Below are 26,247 nucleotides of genomic sequence, written 5' to 3' on the forward strand. Positions count from 1 at the left end.
GGTTATTGGTTGTGTTGGAATGATTTTCTATGATACTATTGAACATAGTTGTGCTTACTGTGGGAGGAGGTAAGGAATGAATCGGGTTTTTCGTAATACGATTTTTTATATACTTATTTTATTACTTGTGATAGGGGTTGTCAGTTGGTTAGGATCCCCTAATCAAAAGCCTGAGAACATGTCTTACAGCAAATTTTCGCAAAATTTAAGTGCGGGAAAAGTGGAGAGTATCTCCATCCAGCCTGTAAGAGGGGTTTATGAAATTCGTGGTCAATTAGATGGCGCGAAGAAAGATGAATACTTCATTACCCACGTTCCAGACGGTCAAGGAGTTGACCAAATTTACAGTGCACTGAAGAATACAGATGTAAAAGTAGAACCAGCACCTGAAACAAATGGATGGCTGCAAGTTCTGACAACCATCATTCCATTCATCATCATCTTTATCCTGTTCTTCTTCTTATTGAACCAAGCTCAAGGCGGTGGAAGCCGTGTCATGAACTTTGGTAAGAGTAAGGCGAAGCTTTACACAGAAGAGAAGAAACGTGTGAAATTTAAAGATGTTGCCGGTGCGGATGAAGAAAAACAAGAGCTCGTAGAAGTGGTTGAATTCTTAAAAGATCCACGTAAATTTGCGGAGCTTGGCGCAAGAATCCCTAAAGGGGTTTTACTAGTAGGACCTCCAGGTACAGGTAAAACATTGCTTGCGAGAGCATCTGCAGGAGAAGCAGGCGTTCCTTTCTTCAGCATCAGTGGTTCTGACTTCGTCGAGATGTTCGTCGGTGTCGGTGCATCACGTGTACGTGATTTGTTTGAAAATGCGAAAAAGAATGCACCTTGCTTAATCTTTATTGATGAGATTGATGCAGTGGGTCGTCAGCGTGGAGCAGGTCTTGGCGGTGGTCATGATGAGCGTGAACAAACGCTTAACCAGCTTCTTGTTGAAATGGATGGTTTTAGTGCCAACGAAGGGATTATCATCATTGCTGCAACGAACCGTGCAGATATCCTAGATCCTGCATTGCTACGTCCGGGACGTTTTGACCGTCAAATTACGGTTGACCGCCCAGATGTCATTGGTCGTGAAGAAGTACTGAAGGTTCATGCGAAAAACAAACCGCTTGATGATACAGTCAACTTGAAAGCCATTGCAAGCAGAACACCAGGGTTCTCTGGGGCAGATCTTGAGAACTTACTAAACGAAGCAGCACTTGTTGCTGCCCGTCAAAACAAAAAGAAAATTGATATGCGTGATATCGACGAAGCAACTGACCGTGTCATTGCTGGACCGGCTAAAAAAAGCCGTGTCATTTCGAAGAAAGAACGTAATATCGTGGCGTACCATGAAGCAGGTCATACCGTCATTGGGCTTATCCTAGACGAAGCGGATATGGTGCATAAAGTAACGATCGTTCCTCGTGGTCAGGCAGGCGGATATGCGGTCATGCTTCCAAGAGAAGACCGTTATTTCCAAACGAAGCCAGAGCTTCTTGATAAAATCGTCGGCTTGCTCGGCGGCCGTGTTGCAGAGGAAATTACGTTTGGTGAAGTAAGTACAGGCGCACACAACGACTTCCAGCGTGCAACAGGTATTGCAAGAAGAATGGTGACAGAATTCGGTATGTCTGATAAACTTGGTCCTCTACAATTCGGTCAAGCACAAGGAGGTCAAGTATTCCTTGGCCGTGATTTCAACAACGAGCCGAATTATAGTGAAGCGATCGCTTATGAAATTGACCAAGAAGTTCAGCGCTTCATCAAAGAAAGCTACGAACGTGCGAAACAAATTCTCACTGAGAATAAAGATAAGCTAGAAATCATCGCACAAGCTCTTCTAGAAGTGGAAACATTAGATGCTGAACAAATTAAATCTCTTTACGAAACTGGAAAGCTTCCAGAGCGTGTATACGCAGATGACGAAGAGAAAAACGATGATGTGAAAGTGAACATCAAGAAAAAAGAAGAAGACGAGGAGATCTAATCTCCTTCTATAAAAAGCTGTCGGGCTCACCGGCAGCTTTTTTTTATTTCGATTCATGAATGGATCGGTTTCGAATTGTTTACAAATGGAACTCAATTCGTGTATGGTATGATAGAAAGTCGAAAAATGCTCTTTTTGAGACACTATTCAAAGTGGTGATGAAGTTGTTACTCGTGATAGATGTAGGAAACACAAATACCGTTTTAGGTGTTTATCATAATGGCGATTTGAACTACCATTGGCGGATTGAAACAAGCCGTCATAAAACAGAAGATGAATTTGGTATGGCAATCCGATCCTTATTTGACTATGTAGGGCTGATGTTTGACCAGATAGAAGGGATTATCATTTCTTCTGTTGTCCCGCCAATGATGTTTGCTCTGGAAAGAATGTGCGAAAAGTATTTTCACATTACTCCTCAAATCGTTGGGCCTGGCATGAAGACTGGATTAAACATTATGTGTGATAATCCAAAGGAAGTCGGCGCTGATCGAATTGTGAACGCAGTGGCGGCCATTCACCTGTACGGGGCGCCTCTCATTGTGGTAGACTTTGGAACAGCCACAACCTACTGCTATATCAATGAACAAAAACAATACATGGGTGGCGCAATTGCACCGGGTATTACCATCTCAACAGAGGCTTTATATACAAGAGCGGCTAAGCTGCCAAGGATTGAAATTGTTCGTCCGGATCATATCGTAGGGAAAAACACGATTAGTGCGATGCAATCAGGTATCCTGTATGGATATGTTGGTCAAGTCGAGGGCATAGTGAAACGGATGAAGCAGCAAGCCAAACAAACACCGAAAGTCATTGCAACAGGCGGTTTGTCTACATTGATTGGAAATGAATCAGACTGTATTGATATTGTCGATCCGTTCCTCACATTAAAAGGACTCCAATTAATTTATGAACGTAATCGTGTCGGTGTATTATAGGAGGTTTAATCAAAATGGATTATTTAGTTAAAGCGTTAGCATATGACGGGAAAGTCCGTGCGTATGCTGCGAACACAACAGATACAATCAACGAAGCGCAGAGAAGACACCATACGTGGCCAACTGCTTCAGCTGCAATCGGCAGAACCATGACAGCGACTGTCATGATGGGAGCCATGCTGAAAGGCGAGAATAAATTAACTGTCAAAATTGAAGGCGGTGGGCCGATCGGAGCCATCATTGCAGATGGAAACGCAAAAGGTCAGGTGCGCGGATATGTCTCAAACCCACAAGTTCACTTTGATTTAAATGAACATGGGAAGCTGGACGTTAGACGTGCTGTTGGAACATCTGGAACGTTAAGTGTTGTCAAAGATATCGGACTGAAAGACCACTTTACAGGGCAAACGGAAATTGTCTCAGGTGAAATTGGAGATGACTTTACTTATTACCTGGTCTCCTCTGAACAAGTGCCATCCTCTGTAGGTGTGGGTGTTCTTGTCAATCCAGACAACTCGATCCTTGCAGCAGGCGGTTTCATCATTCAATTGCTGCCTGGAACAGAAGATGCAGTCATCGAAAGACTCGAAAAGAGATTATCAACCATTGAACCGATCTCTAAACTGATTGAAAAAGGGATGACTCCTGAAGAAATTTTAGAAGAAGTGCTCGGTGAAAAACCTCAAATCTTAGAAACTGTACCTGTCGAATTTTCTTGTAACTGCTCAAAAGAACGGTTTGCCAACGGTATTATCAGCCTAGGGAAAGCCGAAATTGAGGATATGATTGAACAAGACGGACAAGCAGAAGCTCAATGCCATTTTTGTAACGAAACGTATGTATTTACAAAAGAAGAGCTAGAAGAGCTACGTGAAGAAATAACCCGCTAAGCTCTAAGCAGCGGGTTTTCTTTTTAGAATGGAAAGGAGACGAAAGATGAGACTGAAAGCAAGAGTGGTATGGACATTTATCCTCGTTCTGCTCATGATTAATGCCGTTGTCATTGCATATGTATTAACAAAGTCACAAATGTCGCAGGCTTCTTCAAATGGGAAGAGCGGTGAAGAAATTGCTTCTATTGGGAAAGAGAAAGTCACACGTCAAGAATGGTTAAAGAAAATGGAAGACCGCTACGGAAAGGCAACACTTGAACAAATGATTAATCAGAAGGTAGTCAATCAACTTGCGAAAGAAAACAAGCTGGAGGTATCTCCAAAAGAGATCAATCGTGAGCTGCTGATGCTGAAAGCGGTATCTAATAATTTCTACGAAGACGGTCATACAAGTGGAAAAGAATGGAAAGAGCAGATTCGTTATCAAATTTTATTAGAACAGCTTCTAACGAGAGATGCGGTCGTTTCTGAAAAAGAAGCCAAATCCTTTTATGAAAAAAACAAAGACTTGTATCAATATGATGACTCATACCGAATTCGCCACATTGTTGTGAAAACAAAAGACGAGGCACAAAGTGTATTAAAAGATTTAAAGGGCGGATCTAGTTTCGAAGCTGTAGCAGCTGAACGATCCACCGATCGATATACCTCTCCTTACGGCGGAGATCTTGGGTTTGTCACAGAAGAGCAAGAAAGCATTCCAGCCCTATACATACAAGAAGCCCAAAAGCTTCAGCCAGATGAATGGACGAAAGAGCCGATCGAGATCAAAAACGGTTATGCCATCATACAATTAAAAGAAAAATTAAATGGCCGCTCCTTCTCTTATGAAGAAGTCAAAGATCAGATCAAAAGACAGATCGCCATGGAAGATCTGGGTGAAAAGGCGAATGTCAAAACCCTGTGGAAAGAAGCAAAAGTCACATGGTTTTACGATGGAGAGCAGGACTAAAAGCATTGACAAAATTTTTCGAAATTGATAATTTAATATTAATACAATAAAATTACTCGGAGATAGAGGTGTTAGTGATGGCTCGTATTGCAAATTCAGTTTTTGAACTAATAGGAAATACACCAGTCGTTAAATTAAACCGTTTAGTAGATGAAGACAGTGCGGATGTCTACTTGAAACTTGAATATATGAACCCAGGCAGCAGTGTAAAAGATCGTATTGCGTTAGCGATGATCGAAGATGCTGAAGCAAAAGGTACATTAAAAGCTGGCGACACACTCATTGAGCCTACAAGTGGAAACACAGGAATCGGTCTTGCGATGGTCGCGGCTGCAAAAGGAATCAATGCGATTTTAGTTATGCCGGATACAATGAGTCAGGAGCGCCGCAACCTTTTACGCGCTTACGGTGCAGAGCTTGTCTTAACACCGGGTGCAGAAGGAATGAAAGGTGCCATCAAAAAAGCAGAAGAATTAGCGGAAGAGCACGGATACTTCATGCCTCAGCAGTTCAGCAATGAAGCCAACGCTGAGATTCACCGCCGCACAACAGGGAAAGAGATTCTTGAACAGTTTGACGGCGAACTTGATGCATTTATTGCAGGAGTTGGTACGGGTGGTACGATTACAGGTGCTGGTGAAGTCCTGAAAGAAGCCATTCCATCTATTCAGCTTTATGCGGTAGAACCAACAGATTCTCCTGTACTATCAGGCGGGAAACCAGGTCCGCATAAAATTCAAGGCATCGGAGCAGGGTTTGTTCCATCTATCTTGAACACAGAAGTATATGACGGCATTATCCAAGTGAAAAACGAAGATGCATTTGAACTTGCAAGAAAGGCAGCGAAAGAAGAAGGAATCCTTGGTGGTATATCTTCAGGAGCAGCCATTTATGCAGCGCTTCAAACAGCGAAGAAGCTTGGTAAAGGGAAAAAGGTTCTAGCGATTATTCCAAGTAACGGTGAACGTTACCTTAGTACGCCGCTTTATCAATTTGATTAAACAATACACCCCAGCATTTGCTGGGGTTTTTTCATGAATTCTGAAGATGGAAAGCAAATACTATTTTCTAATTAAAATGGATTGCATTACAATAAGATTAATGAAAATAAAAAAGGATGATTACATGACACAACGTAGGCCGATGGGCATCAAAATTCCTTTTACGAAAGATGCATTCTTGAAACGATACGAACAATTAACGACTCATGAATCACATCACGTCCTTCTTGAAAGTGCACGTGGCGGAGAATACAGTATTGCCGGCATTCATCCGATCGCTAAAGCGAAAGGGAAGGACGGGATGACCACCATCCATTATCAGAATGAGGTGTTGTTCAAAGAGGGAGATCCTTTTAGGGCATTTGCTGATTGGTTTCAAACCCTACAAACCGAAACGAACGACGAATACCCTGACTTCCAAGGTGGAGCGATTGGATTTTTAAGCTATGATTACGCAAGATATATCGAGCATTTTAAAATGCTGTCCATCGATGATTTGAAGACGCCTGATTTGTATTTCCTCGTATTCAATGATGTCGCTGTCTTTGATCATAATAAAGATGCCCTCTGGCTGATCACTCATACAGAAGGAGATGAACCTATCAGTGAAGTTCATCAAAGACTCGAAGAATTAAAGCAAAGCTGGACAAGCACATCAGAAGAATCAGCACATTCACCTGTCAATGTGTCTCCTTCGGAATGTGTACCTGCTGCACCTTTTACTGAAGAAGCTTTCGGGGAAGCTGTAGAAACGATTAAACAATATATCGCAAACGGTGACGTGTTCCAAGTGAACCTATCCATTAGACAAGATGAACAGCTTCATACCCACCCATATCATTTATACAAAACATTACGTCACGTGAATCCATCTCCATATATGTCATATCTGCACACGCCAGATTTCCAAATTGTCTGTGGATCTCCAGAGCTGCTTATTAAGAAAAAAGGCATTCAGCTCGAAACAAGACCGATCGCTGGCACAAGATCAAGAGGCAAGGATGATGCGGAAGATCAAGCGCTGGCAAAAGAACTCATTGAAGATGAAAAAGAACGTGCAGAACATGTGATGCTCGTTGATCTTGAGCGGAATGATCTTGGACGAGTGTCTACTTATGGCTCAGTCAAGGTGAACGAGTTTATGGCCATTGAGAAATATTCACACGTGATGCACATTGTATCAAATGTCCAAGGGGAGCTACGTGATGATTGTGATGCAGTAGATGTCATGAGAGCTGTATTCCCAGGCGGCACAATTACAGGTGCGCCAAAAGTGAGAACAATGGAAATCATAGAAGAGCTTGAGCCGACAAGGCGTGGGCTTTATACTGGATCTATAGGCTGGTTTGGATTCAATCAAGATATGCATTTTAATATCGTCATTCGCACGGCTTATTGTACAGGGGGCAGAGCCTTCATGCAGTCAGGTGCAGGCATTGTCATCGATTCTGTACCAAAGCACGAATACAAAGAATCGATTAAAAAAGCCTATGCAGTGAAAAAAGCATTACAGTTGAGCAAAGAAGAGACTATTTTGAGTTAGAGGTGAGCAGAGTATGATATTAATGATTGATAATTACGATTCATTTACGTACAACCTGGTCCAGTATTTAGGTGAGCTTGGAGAAGAACTGATTGTAAAACGAAACGATCAAGTCACTATTCAAGAAATCGAAGAGCTCAAGCCAGACTTTCTGATGATTTCTCCAGGACCTTGCAGTCCGGATGAAGCAGGAATTAGTATGGAAGCGATCAAACATTTTGCTGGGAAGATTCCGATCTTCGGTGTCTGCTTAGGTCATCAATCCATTGCACAAGTATTTGGTGGAGACGTCATTCGTGCGGAGCGGTTAATGCATGGGAAAACATCAGAGATTGAACACGACGGCAAAGGTGTCTTCACGGGACTCCAAAATCCGCTCGTCGCAACGAGATATCATTCATTAATTGTTAAAGACGAGACGCTGCCGGAGTGCTTTGTCAGAACAGCGAGCACAAAGGAAGGCGAACTCATGGCCATTCGCCATAAAGAACTTCCGATTGAAAGTGTTCAATTCCATCCAGAATCAATTATGACATCCTTCGGTAAGGAAATGCTCAGAAATTTCATTGAAACCTATCGTAAAAAGGGGAATGAAGTAAACGCATGATCATTTACCTGAACGGTCAGTATATAGAGGAGAAAGACGCGACTCTTTCTCCTTTTGATCATGGTTTTCTATATGGCATCGGTGTATTCGAAACATTTACCTCTCTAGCAGGACAAGTCTTCTTGTTAGACTGGCATCTTGAAAGGCTCAATCAATCATTGCGTGACCTTTGCATCGAATCCACAATAGAGAAACCATTTGTACTCGACATCATTCATACATTATTCAATCAAAACCAAATAACGGACGGTCATGCGAGGATCCGCTTCAATGTTTCTGCGGGCAGAGGCAATGGATTTTTTGCAGACCCTTATGAGGAGCCTGTTGTTTTTGTGATGATCTCCCCATTTCGGCCTGAATCAATAGTAGATGAAAAACAGGGAATCATTCTTGATACAAGAAGAAACACACCGGAAGGTCCAAGACGGCTCAAGTCGCATCATTACATGAACAACCTGCTGGCGAAAAGAGAAGTAGGGAACGATCCGTCTGTAGAAGGGATCTTTTTAACAAAAGAAGACGATGTGGCAGAAGGAATTACGTCAAATCTATTTTGGCGAAAAAAAGATGTGATCTATACACCTTCACTTGATACCGGCATTTTAAACGGGGTTACCCGTCGATATTGTATCGAAACGCTGCAAGCTTCGGGGATCCCACTAATAGAAGGAAGATATCCACTCTCACACTTGCTCTCAGCTGATGAGGCGTGGATGACCAATTCGGTTCAGGGAATTGTGCCTTTTAAAAATATCGGAGACACCGTCCTGCAAAACCACAACCGAACGATTTCGACCAAGCTGAGAACAGAATATACAAAAGAACGTCTAGAACATAAAGAGTAGGTGGACACAATGACACAACAATTGATAAAACAGCCTAAAATCATACAAGCCAAGCACCATACCCTTAGTTATGAAGAGAAGACATTGGTCATGGGCATTTTAAATGTCACACCGGACTCTTTTTCAGATGGAGGAAAATTCAATCAAATTGATAAAGCGCTGGCTCATGCAACGCAACTCATAGAAGATGGGGCGCATATTATTGATATTGGCGGTGAATCGACTCGGCCGGGAGCGGCACTTGTCTCAGAGCAAGAGGAGCTTTCAAGGGTCATTCCTGTCATTGAGAAGATCACAAAAGAATTGGACATACCTATTTCTATTGATACGTATAAAGCCCATGTCGCAGATGAGGCAGTGAAAGCGGGAGCCTCAATCATTAATGATGTATGGGGGGCGAAAGCTGATCCTCAAATGGCGCATGTGGCAGCGAAGCACAACGTGCCAATCATCTTAATGCACAATCGACCAGAGCGGAATTACACCCATCTGATTTCAGATATGATTGCAGATCTGAAAGAAAGTGTTCAAATTGTAAAACAAGCGGGTGTCCGTGATGACATGATTATATTAGACCCTGGTGTAGGATTTGCGAAAAATAAAACTGACAACCTCATGGTCATGAATGAACTTGAACATTTTTGCCACCTAGGGTATCCGCTGCTTCTAGCAACATCCCGCAAACGATTCATCGGTGCAGTTTTAGACCTGCCGCCTGAAGAACGTACTGAAGGAACGGGTGCAACGGTCTGTCTTGGGATTCAAAAGGGCAGCGCGATGGTCCGAGTGCACGATGTAAAAGAAATCGCAAGAATGGCAAAAATGATGGATGCCATGCTGAATAAAGGAGGCGCTTATCATCGATAAAGTATATGTAAACGGAATGGAATTTTACGGCTATCACGGTGTATTTGCAGAAGAGAATAAACTAGGCCAGCGCTTTCGTGTGGACCTAACAGCTTCACTTGATTTAAGTAAGGCAGGACAAACGGATGACCTAAATGAGACCATCAACTATGCTGAGCTCTACAACATCTGCAAAAATATTGTAGAAGGGGCCCCAGTGAACCTCGTTGAAACGCTGACAGAAAGAATTGCAAATCAAGTGTTAAAGGACTTTCCGACAGTTCAAGAATGTACAGTAAAAGTAATCAAACCAGATCCGCCAATTCCAGGACACTATCAGTCCGTTGCCATTGAAATGACGAGATCACGCGCATGAACAATACAGCATATATCGCTTTAGGCTCAAACATAGGAAAAAAAGAAACCTACTTAAAAGAAGCTGTCAAAAAACTTCACGAACATCCAGATGTTCAAGTTGATTCCATTTCATCTATATATGAGACAACACCTGTAGGCTACGAGAATCAGGATGACTTCTTGAACATGGCTGTGAAGATTTCTACCTCGCTTCGTCCTGAAGAACTTCTATCACTGACTCAGAACATTGAGCAGGAGTTGGGCAGAACAAGAGAAGTGAGGTGGGGTCCACGGACGGCTGACCTTGACATTTTACTTTATAATCGTGAAAATATTGAAACAGAACAACTTGTAGTGCCGCATCCTAGAATGTACGAACGTTTATTCGTTCTTGTTCCGATGAGTGAGATTTGCCCAGAAATCGGCGAAGCCCAGATAAACGCCGTAACAGACCAAGAAGGTGTAAGCATATGGAAAAAGACATGTGGGGTAGAAGAATTCGTGCATACCGAAAGCTAAAAGGGTATACTCAGGAAGGGTTCGCCAAAAGACTGGGCATCTCTGTCTCTGTCTTAGGGGAAATTGAGCGAGGCAATCGATTACCAACAAACCAAATGGTTGGTCAAATAGCAGATGCTTTAAATATAACGGTGGAAGAACTTTCACCAATTCTTGAAGAAGAAAGGAGGGGACATGATGTTTAAAATCGGAGATATCGAAATTAAAAACAAAGTAGTGCTCGCACCAATGGCTGGTGTGTGTAACTCTGCTTTCAGACTCACGGTGAAAGAGTTTGGAGCGGGCTTAGTCTGCGCTGAAATGGTCAGTGACAAAGCGATCTTGATTAATAATGCCAGAACGATGGGCATGCTGTACATTGATGAACGTGAAAAACCGTTGAGCCTTCAGATATTTGGGGGAGAAAAGGACACGCTCGTAGAAGCGGCCAAGTTTGTAGACCAGAATACAACGGCGGACATTATTGATATTAATATGGGATGTCCTGTACCAAAGATCACGAAATGTGACGCAGGAGCGAAATGGCTGCTGGATCCAAACAAGATTTACGAAATGGTATCCGCAGTCGTAGAAGCTGTAGATAAACCTGTTACTGTGAAAATGAGAATGGGCTGGGACGAAGACCATATCTTCGCTATCGACAATGCCCGTGCTGTTGAACGAGCAGGTGGACAAGCGGTTGCGCTTCACGGACGGACACGTGTGCAGATGTACGAAGGAACAGCGAATTGGGATATTATAAAAGAGGTCAAACAATCTGTTTCCATTCCAGTCATCGGCAATGGAGATGTCAAAACCCCTCAAGATGCAAAACGTATGCTTGATGAAACGGGTGCAGATGCTGTCATGATCGGAAGAGCCGCACTAGGAAACCCGTGGATGATTTACCGGACGGTTCATTATTTAGAAACGGGTGAACTAAAAGAAGAGCCTAATGTGCGTGAGAAAATGTCTGTGTGCAAACTTCACTTAGACAGACTCATAGACCTGAAAGGCGAGCATGTGGCTGTCAGAGAAATGAGAAAACATGCAGCATGGTACTTAAAAGGTGTCCGAGGCAATGCTGATGTAAGAAACCAAATCAATCAAAGTGAAACGAGAGCGGAGCTTGTAAAAGTTCTAGATGACTTTACGATCGAAGCCGAGGCAAAAGAGCTTCAAAGAATAAAAGTAGGATAAGACTATCTTTCTTTTTGTAGCTCACTGCTAGTGCACGTACTGGCAGTTTTTCTGCTTTTCTCTGCAAAATAAATTATTGGAGTGATATAAATGAGTAATGAAGGGCTTAATAACGAAGAATTAAATGATCAATTCCAAGTAAGACGTGACAAAATGAATAAAATGAGAGAAGAGGGTATCGATCCATTCGGTGAACGATATGACCGTTCTCATCAATCCGCACAAATTATTGCTGAATATGACGAGTTTTCAAAAGAAGACTTAGAAGAAAAAGCAGCTCAAGTAACAATTGCTGGCCGTATGATGACAAAACGCGGAAAAGGGAAAGCTGGCTTTGCACACATTCAAGACTTAGAAGGACAAATTCAAATCTATGTGCGTAAAGATAGTGTAGGAGAAGAAGCTTACGAATTATTCAAAAGCTCGGACCTAGGCGACATTATCGGCGTGACAGGAACCGTATTTAAAACGAATGTAGGAGAACTTTCAATTAAAGCGACTAGTTTTGAGGTTCTTACAAAAGCACTTCGCCCGCTTCCTGATAAATATCACGGACTAAAAGATGTAGAACAACGCTATCGTCAGCGTTACCTTGACCTGATTGTCAATCCAGAAAGTAAGCAGACGTTCATCATGCGAAGCAAAATCATTCAATCAATGAGAAGATACTTAGATTCAAAAGGATACCTAGAAGTTGAAACACCAACAATGCATAGCATCCCTGGTGGTGCATCAGCTCGTCCTTTCATTACTCATCACAATGCACTTGATATGCCGCTTTATATGCGTATTGCGATCGAGCTGCATTTAAAACGTCTAATTGTCGGTGGTCTAGAGAAAGTATACGAGATTGGTCGCGTATTCCGTAATGAAGGAGTCTCAACTCGTCATAACCCGGAATTTACTATGATTGAGCTGTATGAAGCATATGCAGACTATAAAGACATCATGAACCTAACGGAAAACTTGATTGCTCATATTGCCCAAGAGGTGCTGGGAACAACAACAATTCAATATGGAGAAGATCAAATTGATCTAAAACCTGAATGGAAGAGACTCCATATGGTTGAAGCAGTCAAAGAAGCAACAGGTGTAGACTTCTGGCAGGAGATGTCTGTAGAAGAAGCAAAACAGCATGCTGCTGATCACGATGTTGAAATCACAAAAAACATGACAGTAGGTCATATTATCAATGAGTTCTTCGAGCAAAAAGTAGAAGAAACACTGGTTCAGCCTACCTTTATTTACGGGCACCCAGTTGAGATTTCTCCATTAGCTAAGAAAAATCCTGAAGACCCGCGCTTCACGGACCGCTTTGAGCTATTCATCGTGCGTCGCGAGCATGCAAATGCATTCACTGAACTGAATGATCCAATCGACCAAAGAGAACGCTTTGAAGCTCAATTAAAAGAACGCGAAGAAGGAAATGACGAAGCGCATCTCATGGATGACGATTTTGTTGAAGCATTAGAATATGGCATGCCGCCAACAGGCGGACTAGGAATCGGTATCGACCGATTAATCATGCTGCTAACAAATTCTCCATCAATCAGAGATGTACTGCTTTTCCCGCAAATGAGAAACCGTTAATATATCAACAAAAGCGCCATTTGATCTGTGGCGCTTTTTATTTTTCATAAAATGAAACTTTTTTCAAAAAAACTATTGCAAGAAAAGAATCCAGATGGTATATTATTATTCGTTGCCGCAAAACAGCAACGAGGTTGAAAAAAGAAAATGAAAAAAGTTCTTGACTTCAACCAAAGCGAAATGTTAAGATATTAAAGTCGCTTACGAGCGATAACGAAAATGATCTTTGAAAACTAAACAAGACAAAACGTACCTGTTAATTCGAGTTTTTATAAAAAAATCCTATGATACATCATAGGTAGTCAGTCAAACTGGCGAAAAGCAAAACTTCGGTTTTGTACTTTTTCGGAGAGTTTGATCCTGGCTCAGGACGAACGCTGGCGGCGTGCCTAATACATGCAAGTCGAGCGGACAGAAGGGAGCTTGCTCCCGGATGTTAGCGGCGGACGGGTGAGTAACACGTGGGTAACCTGCCTGTAAGACTGGGATAACTCCGGGAAACCGGAGCTAATACCGGATAGTTCCTTGAACCGCATGGTTCAAGGATGAAAGACGGTTTCGGCTGTCACTTACAGATGGACCCGCGGCGCATTAGCTAGTTGGTGAGGTAACGGCTCACCAAGGCGACGATGCGTAGCCGACCTGAGAGGGTGATCGGCCACACTGGGACTGAGACACGGCCCAGACTCCTACGGGAGGCAGCAGTAGGGAATCTTCCGCAATGGACGAAAGTCTGACGGAGCAACGCCGCGTGAGTGATGAAGGTTTTCGGATCGTAAAGCTCTGTTGTTAGGGAAGAACAAGTGCAAGAGTAACTGCTTGCACCTTGACGGTACCTAACCAGAAAGCCACGGCTAACTACGTGCCAGCAGCCGCGGTAATACGTAGGTGGCAAGCGTTGTCCGGAATTATTGGGCGTAAAGGGCTCGCAGGCGGTTTCTTAAGTCTGATGTGAAAGCCCCCGGCTCAACCGGGGAGGGTCATTGGAAACTGGGAAACTTGAGTGCAGAAGAGGAGAGTGGAATTCCACGTGTAGCGGTGAAATGCGTAGAGATGTGGAGGAACACCAGTGGCGAAGGCGACTCTCTGGTCTGTAACTGACGCTGAGGAGCGAAAGCGTGGGGAGCGAACAGGATTAGATACCCTGGTAGTCCACGCCGTAAACGATGAGTGCTAAGTGTTAGGGGGTTTCCGCCCCTTAGTGCTGCAGCTAACGCATTAAGCACTCCGCCTGGGGAGTACGGTCGCAAGACTGAAACTCAAAGGAATTGACGGGGGCCCGCACAAGCGGTGGAGCATGTGGTTTAATTCGAAGCAACGCGAAGAACCTTACCAGGTCTTGACATCCTCTGACAACCCTAGAGATAGGGCTTTCCCTTCGGGGACAGAGTGACAGGTGGTGCATGGTTGTCGTCAGCTCGTGTCGTGAGATGTTGGGTTAAGTCCCGCAACGAGCGCAACCCTTGATCTTAGTTGCCAGCATTCAGTTGGGCACTCTAAGGTGACTGCCGGTGACAAACCGGAGGAAGGTGGGGATGACGTCAAATCATCATGCCCCTTATGACCTGGGCTACACACGTGCTACAATGGACAGAACAAAGGGCTGCGAGACCGCAAGGTTTAGCCAATCCCACAAATCTGTTCTCAGTTCGGATCGCAGTCTGCAACTCGACTGCGTGAAGCTGGAATCGCTAGTAATCGCGGATCAGCATGCCGCGGTGAATACGTTCCCGGGCCTTGTACACACCGCCCGTCACACCACGAGAGTTTGCAACACCCGAAGTCGGTGAGGTAACCTTTATGGAGCCAGCCGCCGAAGGTGGGGCAGATGATTGGGGTGAAGTCGTAACAAGGTAGCCGTATCGGAAGGTGCGGCTGGATCACCTCCTTTCTAAGGATATATGGAGCAGCGTACGTTTTTCGTCTTGTTTAGTTTTGAAGGATCATTCCTTCAAAACATGTCTCTAGCGAGACAGGATTGTTCTTTGAAAACTAGATAACAATAAGTAATACATTCACATTGAATGCAATGCAAAGTTCATCACACATAGTGATTCTTTCTAAAGTAAGAAATGGTTAAGTTAGAAAGGGCGCACGGTGGATGCCTTGGCACTAGGAGCCGATGAAGGACGGGACGAACACCGATATGCTTCGGGGAGCTGTAAGCAAGCTTTGATCCGGAGATTTCCGAATGGGGAAACCCACTGCTCGTAATGGAGTAGTATCCATACTTGAATACATAGAGTATGAGAAGGCATACCCGGGGAACTGAAACATCTAAGTACCCGGAGGAAGAGAAAGCAAATGCGATTCCCTGAGTAGCGGCGAGCGAAACGGGAACAGCCCAAACCAAGAGGCTTGCCTCTTGGGGTTGTAGGACACTCTATACGGAGTTACAAAGGAACGATATAAGCGAAGAGGTCTGGAAAGGCCCGCCAAAGAAGGTAACAGCCCTGTAACTGAAATGTTGTTCTCTCCAGAGTGGATCCTGAGTACGGCGGAACACGTGAAATTCCGTCGGAATCCGGGAGGACCATCTCCCAAGGCTAAATACTCCCTAGTGACCGATAGTGAACCAGTACCGTGAGGGAAAGGTGAAAAGCACCCCGGAAGGGGAGTGAAATAGATCCTGAAACCGTGTGCCTACAAGTAGTCAGAGCCCGTTAACGGGTGATGGCGTGCCTTTTGTAGAATGAACCGGCGAGTTACGATCCCGTGCAAGGTTAAGCAGAAGATGCGGAGCCGCAGCGAAAGCGAGTCTGAATAGGGCGCATGAGTACGTGGTCGTAGACCCGAAACCAGGTGATCTACCCATGTCCAGGGTGAAGTTCAGGTAACACTGAATGGAGGCCCGAACCCACGCACGTTGAAAAGTGCGGGGATGAGGTGTGGGTAGGGGTGAAATGCCAATCGAACCTGGAGATAGCTGGTTCTCTCCGAAATAGCTTTAGGGCTAGCCTCAAGGTAAGAGTCTCGGAGGTAGAGCACTGATTGGACTAGGGGCCCCTACCGGGTTACCGAATTCAGTCAAACTCCGAATGCCGATGACTTATCCTTGGGAGTCAGACTGCGAGTGATAAGATCCGTAGTCGAAAGGGAAACAGCCCAGACCGCCAGCTAAGGTCCCAAAGTATACGTTAAGTGGAAAAGGATGTGGAGTTGCTTAGACAACCAGGATGTTGGCTTAGAAGCAGCCACCATTTAAAGAGTGCGTAATAGCTCACTGGTCGAGTGACTCTGCGCCGAAAATGTACCGGGGCTAAACGTATCACCGAAGCTGCGGACTGTTCTTACGAACAGTGGTAGGAGAGCGTTCTAAGTGCAGTGAAGTCAGACCGGAAGGACTGGTGGAGCGCTTAGAAGTGAGAATGCCGGTATGAGTAGCGAAAGACGGGTGAGAATCCCGTCCACCGAATGCCTAAGGTTTCCTGAGGAAGGCTCGTCCGCTCAGGGTTAGTCGGGACCTAAGCCGAGGCCGAAAGGCGTAGGCGATGGACAACAGGTTGATATTCCTGTACCACCTCCTCACCATTTGAGCAATGGGGGGACGCAGGAGGATAGGGTAAGCGCGGTATTGGATATCCGCGTCCAAGCAGTTAGGCTGGGAAATAGGCAAATCCGTTTCCCGTGAAAGCTGAGCTGTGATGGCGAGCGAAATTTAGTAGCGAAGTTCCTGATTCCACACTGCCAAGAAAAGCCTCTAGCGAGGTGAGAGGTGCCCGTACCGCAAACCGACACAGGTAGGCGAGGAGAGAATCCTAAGGTGATCGAGAGAACTCTCGTTAAGGAACTCGGCAAAATGACCCCGTAACTTCGGGAGAAGGGGTGCTTCTTAGGGTGTTAAAGCCCCGAGAAGCCGCAGTGAATAGGCCCAGGCGACTGTTTAGCAAAAACACAGGTCTCTGCGAAGCCGTAAGGCGAAGTATAGGGGCTGACGCCTGCCCGGTGCTGGAAGGTTAAGAGGAGCGCTTAGCGTAAGCGAAGGTGCGAATTGAAGCCCCAGTAAACGGCGGCCGTAACTATAACGGTCCTAAGGTAGCGAAATTCCTTGTCGGGTAAGTTCCGACCCGCACGAAAGGCGCAACGATCTGGGCACTGTCTCAACGAGAGACTCGGTGAAATTATAGTACCTGTGAAGATGCAGGTTACCCGCGACAGGACGGAAAGACCCCGTGGAGCTTTACTGCAGCCTGATATTGAATGTTGGTACAGCTTGTACAGGATAGGTAGGAGCCTTGGAAACCGGAGCGCTAGCTTCGGTGGAGGCATCGGTGGGATACTACCCTGGCTGTATTGACCTTCTAACCCGCTGCCCTTATCGGGCAGGGAGACAGTGTCAGGTGGGCAGTTTGACTGGGGCGGTCGCCTCCTAAAATGTAACGGAGGCGCCCAAAGGTTCCCTCAGAATGGTTGGAAATCATTCGCAGAGTGTAAAGGCACAAGGGAGCTTGACTGCGAGACCTACAAGTCGAGCAGGGACGAAAGTCGGGCTTAGTGATCCGGTGGTTCCGCATGGAAGGGCCATCGCTCAACGGATAAAAGCTACCCCGGGGATAACAGGCTTATCTCCCCCAAGAGTCCACATCGACGGGGAGGTTTGGCACCTCGATGTCGGCTCATCGCATCCTGGGGCTGTAGTCGGTCCCAAGGGTTGGGCTGTTCGCCCATTAAAGCGGTACGCGAGCTGGGTTCAGAACGTCGTGAGACAGTTCGGTCCCTATCCGTCGCGGGCGCAGGAAATTTGAGAGGAGCTGTCCTTAGTACGAGAGGACCGGGATGGACGCACCGCTGGTGTACCAGTTGTTCTGCCAAGGGCATCGCTGGGTAGCTATGTGCGGACGGGATAAGTGCTGAAAGCATCTAAGCATGAAGCCCCCCTCAAGATGAGATTTCCCATTCCGCAAGGAAGTAAGATCCCTGAAAGATGATCAGGTTGATAGGTCTGAGGTGGAAGCGTGGTGACACGTGGAGCTGACAGATACTAATAGATCGAGGACTTAACCTATATTCTAATGTGAAAAATGAACATTGTTATCTAGTTTTGAGAGAACATTCTCTCCATCAGGTTTGGTGGCGATAGCGAAGAGGTCACACCCGTTCCCATACCGAACACGGAAGTTAAGCTCTTCAGCGCCGATGGTAGTTGGGGGTTTCCCCCTGTGAGAGTAGGACGCCGCCAAGCTTTTCAAAGGATCAGTTCCAGTCGGAACTGGTCTTTTTTGTGTTTTAATAAATGATATATCTATTTATATTGAAAATAGTGGTCTTTCACTACATTCTCAATAACTCATTCATTTCATCCCCTTCACTGGCATTCTAGACATTCTATAAAATTTTTATCATCTAATCCCGTCGCTCGCTCATCTTGCTAAGAGTCAACATCAAAAGAGTAAACATGTCTAAAAAGGATCTTCTCCTCTGGCAACCATATGTAGCGAACTGCGCTTGCTGCTAGATCATTGAAACCTACATAAGAGAGCAAAGGGCATCTTGGTTTGCTAATGAGAGAGAGGAGGAAGATTTGAGTTAAGCACCACAATGTTTGATGAGGTAAGGGAACATTGAGACGAATTTTTGGAAAATGGCCAGGATCAATTTAATATAAAGCAAATATACAAAATGGTTTCTCGAAAAAATAAAATAATAAAAAAATCCGTTTCTATATGCACGTTATCTGAGAATTTAAGGAATAAAACAAACATTTTTCAGCTTTAAAAGAGCTGTTTTTACATTGAAAAAGCGCTATTAATGCCCTTTTTAACAAAAAAACATAAAAAAATGAAAAAAAGACTTTTAAAATGAAGAGACAAGTGGTAAACTTCTTTAGGTGCCTTAACGAAAAGATGTGAAAAAATAGCTTTAAAATAAATTCAAAAATTATTTTAAAAAAGTCTTTACAAACAATATCTTATCGTTATATAATACTATTTGTCAGATCGAGAGACATTCGAAACGACATAATATGGAGGATTAGCTCAGCTGGGAGAGCATCTGCCTTACAAGCAGAGGGTCGGCGGTTCGAGCCCGTCATCCTCCACCATATTTATTCTTACATAATGTTAGGATAGATAAAGCCGGTGTAGCTCAACTGGTAGAGCAACTGACTTGTAATCAGTAGGTTGGGGGTTCAAGTCCTCTTGCCGGCACCACTTTCATATGGTAAGATAGACAAGTCGCTTTAAAAGCGAGCCATTAGCTCAGTTGGTAGAGCATCTGACTTTTAATCAGAGGGTCGAAGGTTCGAGTCCTTCATGGCTCACCATTTTCATGCGGGTGTGGCGGAATTGGCAGACGCGCTAGACTTAGGATCTAGTGTCTTTATGACGTGGGGGTTCAAGTCCCTTCACCCGCATTGCCAAACAACATAAAGAAATCCTGTAATGCGGAAGTAGTTCAGTGGTAGAACACCACCTTGCCAAGGTGGGGGTCGCGGGTTCGAATCCCGTCTTCCGCTTATACCATCCACGCCGGGGTGGTGGAATTGGCAGACACACAGGACTTAAAATCCTGCGGTAGGTGACTACCGTGCCGGTTCAAGTCCGGCCCTCGGCATTATAAAATAAGCGCCCGTAGCTCAATTGGATAGAGCGTTTGACTACGGATCAAAAGGTTAGGGGTTCGACTCCTCTCGGGCGCGCCATTAAGATCGGGAAGTAGCTCAGCTTGGTAGAGCACTTGGTTTGGGACCAAGGGGTCGCAGGTTCGAATCCTGTCTTCCCGACCATCTTTTATGGGGCCTTAGCTCAGCTGGGAGAGCGCCTGCCTTGCACGCAGGAGGTCAGCGGTTCGATCCCGCTAGGCTCCACCAATATGATCTTTGAAAACTAAACAAGACAAAACGTACCTGTTAATTCGAGTTTTTATAAAAAAATCCTATGATACATCATAGGTAGTCAGTCAAACGCTGACGAAAAACAAAACTTCGGTTTTGTACTTTTTCGGAGAGTTTGATCCTGGCTCAGGACGAACGCTGGCGGCGTGCCTAATACATGCAAGTCGAGCGGACAGAAGGGAGCTTGCTCCCGGATGTTAGCGGCGGACGGGTGAGTAACACGTGGGTAACCTGCCTGTAAGACTGGGATAACTCCGGGAAACCGGAGCTAATACCGGATAGTTCCTTGAACCGCATGGTTCAAGGATGAAAGACGGTTTCGGCTGTCACTTACAGATGGACCCGCGGCGCATTAGCTAGTTGGTGAGGTAACGGCTCACCAAGGCGACGATGCGTAGCCGACCTGAGAGGGTGATCGGCCACACTGGGACTGAGACACGGCCCAGACTCCTACGGGAGGCAGCAGTAGGGAATCTTCCGCAATGGACGAAAGTCTGACGGAGCAACGCCGCGTGAGTGATGAAGGTTTTCGGATCGTAAAGCTCTGTTGTTAGGGAAGAACAAGTGCAAGAGTAACTGCTTGCACCTTGACGGTACCTAACCAGAAAGCCACGGCTAACTACGTGCCAGCAGCCGCGGTAATACGTAGGTGGCAAGCGTTGTCCGGAATTATTGGGCGTAAAGGGCTCGCAGGCGGTTTCTTAAGTCTGATGTGAAAGCCCCCGGCTCAACCGGGGAGGGTCATTGGAAACTGGGAAACTTGAGTGCAGAAGAGGAGAGTGGAATTCCACGTGTAGCGGTGAAATGCGTAGAGATGTGGAGGAACACCAGTGGCGAAGGCGACTCTCTGGTCTGTAACTGACGCTGAGGAGCGAAAGCGTGGGGAGCGAACAGGATTAGATACCCTGGTAGTCCACGCCGTAAACGATGAGTGCTAAGTGTTAGGGGGTTTCCGCCCCTTAGTGCTGCAGCTAACGCATTAAGCACTCCGCCTGGGGAGTACGGTCGCAAGACTGAAACTCAAAGGAATTGACGGGGGCCCGCACAAGCGGTGGAGCATGTGGTTTAATTCGAAGCAACGCGAAGAACCTTACCAGGTCTTGACATCCTCTGACAACCCTAGAGATAGGGCTTTCCCTTCGGGGACAGAGTGACAGGTGGTGCATGGTTGTCGTCAGCTCGTGTCGTGAGATGTTGGGTTAAGTCCCGCAACGAGCGCAACCCTTGATCTTAGTTGCCAGCATTCAGTTGGGCACTCTAAGGTGACTGCCGGTGACAAACCGGAGGAAGGTGGGGATGACGTCAAATCATCATGCCCCTTATGACCTGGGCTACACACGTGCTACAATGGACAGAACAAAGGGCTGCGAGACCGCAAGGTTTAGCCAATCCCACAAATCTGTTCTCAGTTCGGATCGCAGTCTGCAACTCGACTGCGTGAAGCTGGAATCGCTAGTAATCGCGGATCAGCATGCCGCGGTGAATACGTTCCCGGGCCTTGTACACACCGCCCGTCACACCACGAGAGTTTGCAACACCCGAAGTCGGTGAGGTAACCTTTATGGAGCCAGCCGCCGAAGGTGGGGCAGATGATTGGGGTGAAGTCGTAACAAGGTAGCCGTATCGGAAGGTGCGGCTGGATCACCTCCTTTCTAAGGATATATGGAGCAGCGTACGTTTTTCGTCTTGTTTAGTTTTGAAGGATCATTCCTTCAAAACATGTCTCTAGCGAGACAGGATTGTTCTTTGAAAACTAGATAACAATAAGTAATACATTCACATTGAATGCAATGCAAAGTTCATCACACATAGTGATTCTTTCTAAAGTAAGAAATGGTTAAGTTAGAAAGGGCGCACGGTGGATGCCTTGGCACTAGGAGCCGATGAAGGACGGGACGAACACCGATATGCTTCGGGGAGCTGTAAGCAAGCTTTGATCCGGAGATTTCCGAATGGGGAAACCCACTGCTCGTAATGGAGTAGTATCCATACTTGAATACATAGAGTATGAGAAGGCATACCCGGGGAACTGAAACATCTAAGTACCCGGAGGAAGAGAAAGCAAATGCGATTCCCTGAGTAGCGGCGAGCGAAACGGGAACAGCCCAAACCAAGAGGCTTGCCTCTTGGGGTTGTAGGACACTCTATACGGAGTTACAAAGGAACGATATAAGCGAAGAGGTCTGGAAAGGCCCGCCAAAGAAGGTAACAGCCCTGTAACTGAAATGTTGTTCTCTCCAGAGTGGATCCTGAGTACGGCGGAACACGTGAAATTCCGTCGGAATCCGGGAGGACCATCTCCCAAGGCTAAATACTCCCTAGTGACCGATAGTGAACCAGTACCGTGAGGGAAAGGTGAAAAGCACCCCGGAAGGGGAGTGAAATAGATCCTGAAACCGTGTGCCTACAAGTAGTCAGAGCCCGTTAACGGGTGATGGCGTGCCTTTTGTAGAATGAACCGGCGAGTTACGATCCCGTGCAAGGTTAAGCAGAAGATGCGGAGCCGCAGCGAAAGCGAGTCTGAATAGGGCGCATGAGTACGTGGTCGTAGACCCGAAACCAGGTGATCTACCCATGTCCAGGGTGAAGTTCAGGTAACACTGAATGGAGGCCCGAACCCACGCACGTTGAAAAGTGCGGGGATGAGGTGTGGGTAGGGGTGAAATGCCAATCGAACCTGGAGATAGCTGGTTCTCTCCGAAATAGCTTTAGGGCTAGCCTCAAGGTAAGAGTCTCGGAGGTAGAGCACTGATTGGACTAGGGGCCCCTACCGGGTTACCGAATTCAGTCAAACTCCGAATGCCGATGACTTATCCTTGGGAGTCAGACTGCGAGTGATAAGATCCGTAGTCGAAAGGGAAACAGCCCAGACCGCCAGCTAAGGTCCCAAAGTATACGTTAAGTGGAAAAGGATGTGGAGTTGCTTAGACAACCAGGATGTTGGCTTAGAAGCAGCCACCATTTAAAGAGTGCGTAATAGCTCACTGGTCGAGTGACTCTGCGCCGAAAATGTACCGGGGCTAAACGTATCACCGAAGCTGCGGACTGTTCTTACGAACAGTGGTAGGAGAGCGTTCTAAGTGCAGTGAAGTCAGACCGGAAGGACTGGTGGAGCGCTTAGAAGTGAGAATGCCGGTATGAGTAGCGAAAGACGGGTGAGAATCCCGTCCACCGAATGCCTAAGGTTTCCTGAGGAAGGCTCGTCCGCTCAGGGTTAGTCGGGACCTAAGCCGAGGCCGAAAGGCGTAGGCGATGGACAACAGGTTGATATTCCTGTACCACCTCCTCACCATTTGAGCAATGGGGGGACGCAGGAGGATAGGGTAAGCGCGGTATTGGATATCCGCGTCCAAGCAGTTAGGCTGGGAAATAGGCAAATCCGTTTCCCGTGAAAGCTGAGCTGTGATGGCGAGCGAAATTTAGTAGCGAAGTTCCTGATTCCACACTGCCAAGAAAAGCCTCTAGCGAGGTGAGAGGTGCCCGTACCGCAAACCGACACAGGTAGGCGAGGAGAGAATCCTAAGGTGATCGAGAGAACTCTCGTTAAGGAACTCGGCAAAATGACCCCGTAACTTCGGGAGAAGGGGTGCTTCTTAGGGTGTTAAAGCCCCGAGAAGCCGCAGTGAATAGGCCCAGGCGACTGTTTAGCAAAAACACAGGTCTCTGCGAAGCCGTAAGGCGAAGTATAGGGGCTGACGCCTGCCCGGTGCTGGAAGGTTAAGAGGAGCGCTTAGCGTAAGCGAAGGTGCGAATTGAAGCCCCAGTAAACGGCGGCCGTAACTATAACGGTCCTAAGGTAGCGAAATTCCTTGTCGGGTAAGTTCCGACCCGCACGAAAGGCGCAACGATCTGGGCACTGTCTCAACGAGAGACTCGGTGAAATTATAGTACCTGTGAAGATGCAGGTTACCCGCGACAGGACGGAAAGACCCCGTGGAGCTTTACTGCAGCCTGATATTGAATGTTGGTACAGCTTGTACAGGATAGGTAGGAGCCTTGGAAACCGGAGCGCTAGCTTCGGTGGAGGCATCGGTGGGATACTACCCTGGCTGTATTGACCTTCTAACCCGCTGCCCTTATCGGGCAGGGAGACAGTGTCAGGTGGGCAGTTTGACTGGGGCGGTCGCCTCCTAAAATGTAACGGAGGCGCCCAAAGGTTCCCTCAGAATGGTTGGAAATCATTCGCAGAGTGTAAAGGCACAAGGGAGCTTGACTGCGAGACCTACAAGTCGAGCAGGGACGAAAGTCGGGCTTAGTGATCCGGTGGTTCCGCATGGAAGGGCCATCGCTCAACGGATAAAAGCTACCCCGGGGATAACAGGCTTATCTCCCCCAAGAGTCCACATCGACGGGGAGGTTTGGCACCTCGATGTCGGCTCATCGCATCCTGGGGCTGTAGTCGGTCCCAAGGGTTGGGCTGTTCGCCCATTAAAGCGGTACGCGAGCTGGGTTCAGAACGTCGTGAGACAGTTCGGTCCCTATCCGTCGCGGGCGCAGGAAATTTGAGAGGAGCTGTCCTTAGTACGAGAGGACCGGGATGGACGCACCGCTGGTGTACCAGTTGTTCTGCCAAGGGCATCGCTGGGTAGCTATGTGCGGACGGGATAAGTGCTGAAAGCATCTAAGCATGAAGCCCCCCTCAAGATGAGATTTCCCATTCCGCAAGGAAGTAAGATCCCTGAAAGATGATCAGGTTGATAGGTCTGAGGTGGAAGCGTGGTGACACGTGGAGCTGACAGATACTAATAGATCGAGGACTTAACCTATATTCTAATGTGAAGCGTGAACATTGTTATCTAGTTTTGAGAGAACATTCTCTCCATCAGGTTTGGTGGCGATAGCGAAGAGGTCACACCCGTTCCCATACCGAACACGGAAGTTAAGCTCTTCAGCGCCGATGGTAGTTGGGGGTTTCCCCCTGTGAGAGTAGGACGCCGCCAAGCTTTTCAAAGGATCAGTTCCAGTCGGAACTGATCTTTTTTGTGTTTTTGGGACGTTTGGCACCAGATAAATGTGGAAATAATATTGTTAGTTGAGCGATTATCTTGAAAAATCGATCGAAAAAATTTATAGTAAGATTAAAGTCAAATATAGTCAAAGTCAATGGAGGAGGAGGCGGAGTGGCACAAAATATTTCTGATATCATCGAGCAGTATTTGAAGGAAGTCTTGGATCAGAATGGTCGAGAAATATTAGAAATTAAACGCAATGAAATTGCAGATAAGTTTCAATGCGTACCTTCACAAATTAACTATGTTATCAATACACGCTTTACGAGCGAAAGAGGTTATATCGTCGAAAGTAAGCGTGGCGGCGGTGGCTATATCCGTATCATTAAAGTCAAAATGAATGATGAAGTCGATTTATTGAACAACATTATTTCCCAAATATATCATCGTTTATCACAGGCTGCATCTGATCATATCATCATGCGTCTTGTTGAGAACAACATTTTATCCGAAAGAGAAGCAAAGATGATGATTAGTGTCATGGACCGTTCTGTTTTACACATTGATTTACCTGAACGAGATGAACTGCGGGCTCGGATGATGAAAGCGATGTTGAATGCTTTGAAATTAAAGTAAAGCGGGTGAAAAGATTGATTTGTCAAGAATGCAATGAGAGACCAGCCACTTTTCACTTTACGAAAGTAATAAATGGAGAAAAACAAGAAATGCACATATGTGAACAATGTGCAAAAGAAAACAGTGATTCATATGCTATGAGTGGAAACCAAGGTTTCTCGATTCACAACTTATTATCAGGCTTATTGAATATTGATCCTAGCTTTACCACAAGTGCGAATAAAGGATCATCTATTTTTCAAGAGGCAAGAGAAGTCGATCAATGTCCTAAGTGTGGCTTAACTTTTCAGCAATTCAGGAAAACAGGCCGTTTTGGCTGTGCAGAATGTTATCGAACCTTTGATCAGTATTTAAATCCTGTTTTAAGGAAAGTCCATAGTGGAAATACAGTCCATAATGGAAAAGTCCCTAAACGGATTGCCGGCAGTCTGCATGTTCGCCGGAAACTTGAGTTAATGCAGCAAGAACTGAAGCAGCTGATTGAACAGGAAGAGTTTGAAAAAGCAGCGGAAGTTCGAGATCAAATTCGTGCGTTAGAGCATGAGCAATCTCAGCAGAGGGAGGGAGATTAACGAC

The 26,247-nt window shown here is 46.0% G+C and carries 16 protein-coding genes, 9 tRNA genes and 6 rRNA genes; all 31 read left to right on the forward strand.

All coding sequences use genetic code 11. The annotated features are described in order from the left end of the window. Positions 1-76: 76 nt before the first annotated feature. The 31 genes from ftsH to NST24_RS00575 all read left to right on the forward strand — a co-directional run bounded on the left by ftsH (position 77) and on the right by NST24_RS00575 (position 26,243). Positions 77-1,981: an ATP-dependent zinc metalloprotease FtsH gene (gene ftsH, locus NST24_RS00425; RefSeq protein ID WP_024719367.1), complete on the forward strand. Its 1,905-nt coding sequence runs from the start codon at positions 77-79 to the stop codon at positions 1,979-1,981. Between the two features lie 164 nt (positions 1,982-2,145). Then, positions 2,146-2,922 carry a type III pantothenate kinase gene (locus NST24_RS00430; RefSeq protein ID WP_008341820.1) on the forward strand — a complete coding sequence of 259 codons (777 nt, stop codon included), beginning with the start codon at positions 2,146-2,148 and terminating at the stop codon, positions 2,920-2,922. Between the two features lie 14 nt (positions 2,923-2,936). Beyond that, entirely contained in the window at positions 2,937-3,812 is an 876-nt protein-coding gene (hslO, locus tag NST24_RS00435; protein ID WP_007496169.1) for an Hsp33 family molecular chaperone HslO, read from the forward strand. A gap of 52 nt (positions 3,813-3,864) precedes the next feature. Then, positions 3,865-4,767, forward strand: a complete 903-nt coding sequence (locus NST24_RS00440) for a peptidyl-prolyl cis-trans isomerase (protein WP_342462621.1) — start codon at positions 3,865-3,867, stop codon at positions 4,765-4,767. A gap of 77 nt (positions 4,768-4,844) precedes the next feature. Continuing rightward, complete coding sequence (gene cysK / locus NST24_RS00445) at positions 4,845-5,768, forward strand: cysteine synthase A (protein ID WP_017359310.1); 924 nt, start codon at positions 4,845-4,847, stop codon at positions 5,766-5,768. A gap of 124 nt (positions 5,769-5,892) precedes the next feature. After that, a complete protein-coding gene (locus tag NST24_RS00450) occupies positions 5,893-7,311 on the forward strand; it encodes an anthranilate synthase component I family protein (RefSeq protein ID WP_342462169.1) in 1,419 nt (472 codons plus the stop codon). 13 nt (positions 7,312-7,324) lie between these two features. Continuing rightward, positions 7,325-7,918, forward strand: a complete 594-nt coding sequence (pabA, locus tag NST24_RS00455; RefSeq protein WP_008341810.1) for an aminodeoxychorismate/anthranilate synthase component II — start codon at positions 7,325-7,327, stop codon at positions 7,916-7,918. Beyond that, positions 7,915-8,763, forward strand: coding sequence for an aminodeoxychorismate lyase (pabC, locus tag NST24_RS00460; RefSeq protein WP_342462170.1), 849 nt, complete (start codon positions 7,915-7,917; stop codon positions 8,761-8,763). The genes pabA and pabC overlap by 4 nt, the downstream gene beginning before the upstream one ends. A 9-nt stretch (positions 8,764-8,772) precedes the next feature. Further along, on the forward strand, positions 8,773-9,630 hold the full coding sequence (gene folP / locus NST24_RS00465; protein WP_024719371.1) for a dihydropteroate synthase: 858 nt from the start codon (positions 8,773-8,775) through the stop codon (positions 9,628-9,630). Beyond that, positions 9,623-9,985, forward strand: a complete 363-nt coding sequence (gene folB / locus NST24_RS00470) for a dihydroneopterin aldolase (RefSeq protein ID WP_125590994.1) — start codon at positions 9,623-9,625, stop codon at positions 9,983-9,985. Before folP ends, folB begins: the two co-directional genes overlap by 8 nt. Next, positions 9,982-10,485 carry a 2-amino-4-hydroxy-6-hydroxymethyldihydropteridine diphosphokinase gene (folK, locus tag NST24_RS00475; protein ID WP_335350731.1) on the forward strand — a complete coding sequence of 168 codons (504 nt, stop codon included), beginning with the start codon at positions 9,982-9,984 and terminating at the stop codon, positions 10,483-10,485. The genes folB and folK overlap by 4 nt, the downstream gene beginning before the upstream one ends. Beyond that, the gene (locus NST24_RS00480) at positions 10,437-10,670 is read left to right on the forward strand and encodes a helix-turn-helix transcriptional regulator (RefSeq protein WP_008341798.1); all 234 of its coding nucleotides are present in this window, start codon (positions 10,437-10,439) and stop codon (positions 10,668-10,670) included. The genes folK and NST24_RS00480 overlap by 49 nt, the downstream gene beginning before the upstream one ends. Then, complete coding sequence (gene dusB / locus NST24_RS00485) at positions 10,663-11,664, forward strand: tRNA dihydrouridine synthase DusB (RefSeq protein WP_008341796.1); 1,002 nt, start codon at positions 10,663-10,665, stop codon at positions 11,662-11,664. Before NST24_RS00480 ends, dusB begins: the two co-directional genes overlap by 8 nt. A 90-nt stretch (positions 11,665-11,754) precedes the next feature. Beyond that, positions 11,755-13,254 (forward strand): lysine--tRNA ligase, encoded by a 1,500-nt coding sequence (lysS, locus tag NST24_RS00490; RefSeq protein ID WP_024719373.1) that lies wholly within the window; start codon positions 11,755-11,757, stop codon positions 13,252-13,254. Positions 13,255-13,596: 342 nt separating this feature from the next. Further along, positions 13,597-15,145: ribosomal RNA gene (locus tag NST24_RS00495) — 16S ribosomal RNA — on the forward strand. Positions 15,146-15,328: 183 nt separating this feature from the next. Next, positions 15,329-18,259, forward strand: a 23S ribosomal RNA gene (locus tag NST24_RS00500). Positions 18,260-18,320: 61 nt separating this feature from the next. Further along, positions 18,321-18,436 (forward strand): 5S ribosomal RNA (gene rrf / locus NST24_RS00505). Positions 18,437-19,218: 782 nt separating this feature from the next. Next, positions 19,219-19,294: transfer RNA gene (locus NST24_RS00510), tRNA-Val, on the forward strand. A gap of 33 nt (positions 19,295-19,327) precedes the next feature. Then, positions 19,328-19,403, forward strand: a tRNA-Thr gene (locus NST24_RS00515). Between the two features lie 37 nt (positions 19,404-19,440). Continuing rightward, a tRNA-Lys gene (locus NST24_RS00520) sits at positions 19,441-19,516 on the forward strand. A 7-nt stretch (positions 19,517-19,523) separates the two neighbouring features. Next, positions 19,524-19,606: transfer RNA gene (locus NST24_RS00525), tRNA-Leu, on the forward strand. A gap of 30 nt (positions 19,607-19,636) precedes the next feature. Then, positions 19,637-19,708, forward strand: a tRNA-Gly gene (locus tag NST24_RS00530). 12 nt (positions 19,709-19,720) lie between these two features. Next, positions 19,721-19,806: transfer RNA gene (locus tag NST24_RS00535), tRNA-Leu, on the forward strand. Positions 19,807-19,817: 11 nt separating this feature from the next. Next, positions 19,818-19,894, forward strand: a tRNA-Arg gene (locus NST24_RS00540). 7 nt (positions 19,895-19,901) lie between these two features. Next, positions 19,902-19,978: transfer RNA gene (locus tag NST24_RS00545), tRNA-Pro, on the forward strand. An 8-nt stretch (positions 19,979-19,986) separates the two neighbouring features. Beyond that, positions 19,987-20,062 (forward strand) — tRNA-Ala (locus tag NST24_RS00550). A 127-nt stretch (positions 20,063-20,189) separates the two neighbouring features. Next, a 16S ribosomal RNA gene (locus NST24_RS00555) occupies positions 20,190-21,738 on the forward strand. 183 nt (positions 21,739-21,921) lie between these two features. Then, positions 21,922-24,852 (forward strand): 23S ribosomal RNA (locus tag NST24_RS00560). A 61-nt stretch (positions 24,853-24,913) separates the two neighbouring features. Beyond that, positions 24,914-25,029, forward strand: a 5S ribosomal RNA gene (gene rrf, locus NST24_RS00565). The 16S, 23S and 5S rRNA genes sit together here with 9 tRNA genes alongside, the layout of an rRNA operon. A 177-nt stretch (positions 25,030-25,206) precedes the next feature. Then, the gene (locus NST24_RS00570) at positions 25,207-25,671 is read left to right on the forward strand and encodes a CtsR family transcriptional regulator (RefSeq protein WP_003217184.1); all 465 of its coding nucleotides are present in this window, start codon (positions 25,207-25,209) and stop codon (positions 25,669-25,671) included. Positions 25,672-25,685: 14 nt separating this feature from the next. Beyond that, positions 25,686-26,243 carry a UvrB/UvrC motif-containing protein gene (locus NST24_RS00575; protein WP_007496258.1) on the forward strand — a complete coding sequence of 186 codons (558 nt, stop codon included), beginning with the start codon at positions 25,686-25,688 and terminating at the stop codon, positions 26,241-26,243. Positions 26,244-26,247: the final 4 nt, after the last annotated feature.

The sequence above is a fragment of the Bacillus sp. FSL R5-0286 genome, assembly GCF_038593245.1.
GTDB lineage: Bacteria > Bacillota > Bacilli > Bacillales > Bacillaceae > Bacillus > Bacillus altitudinis.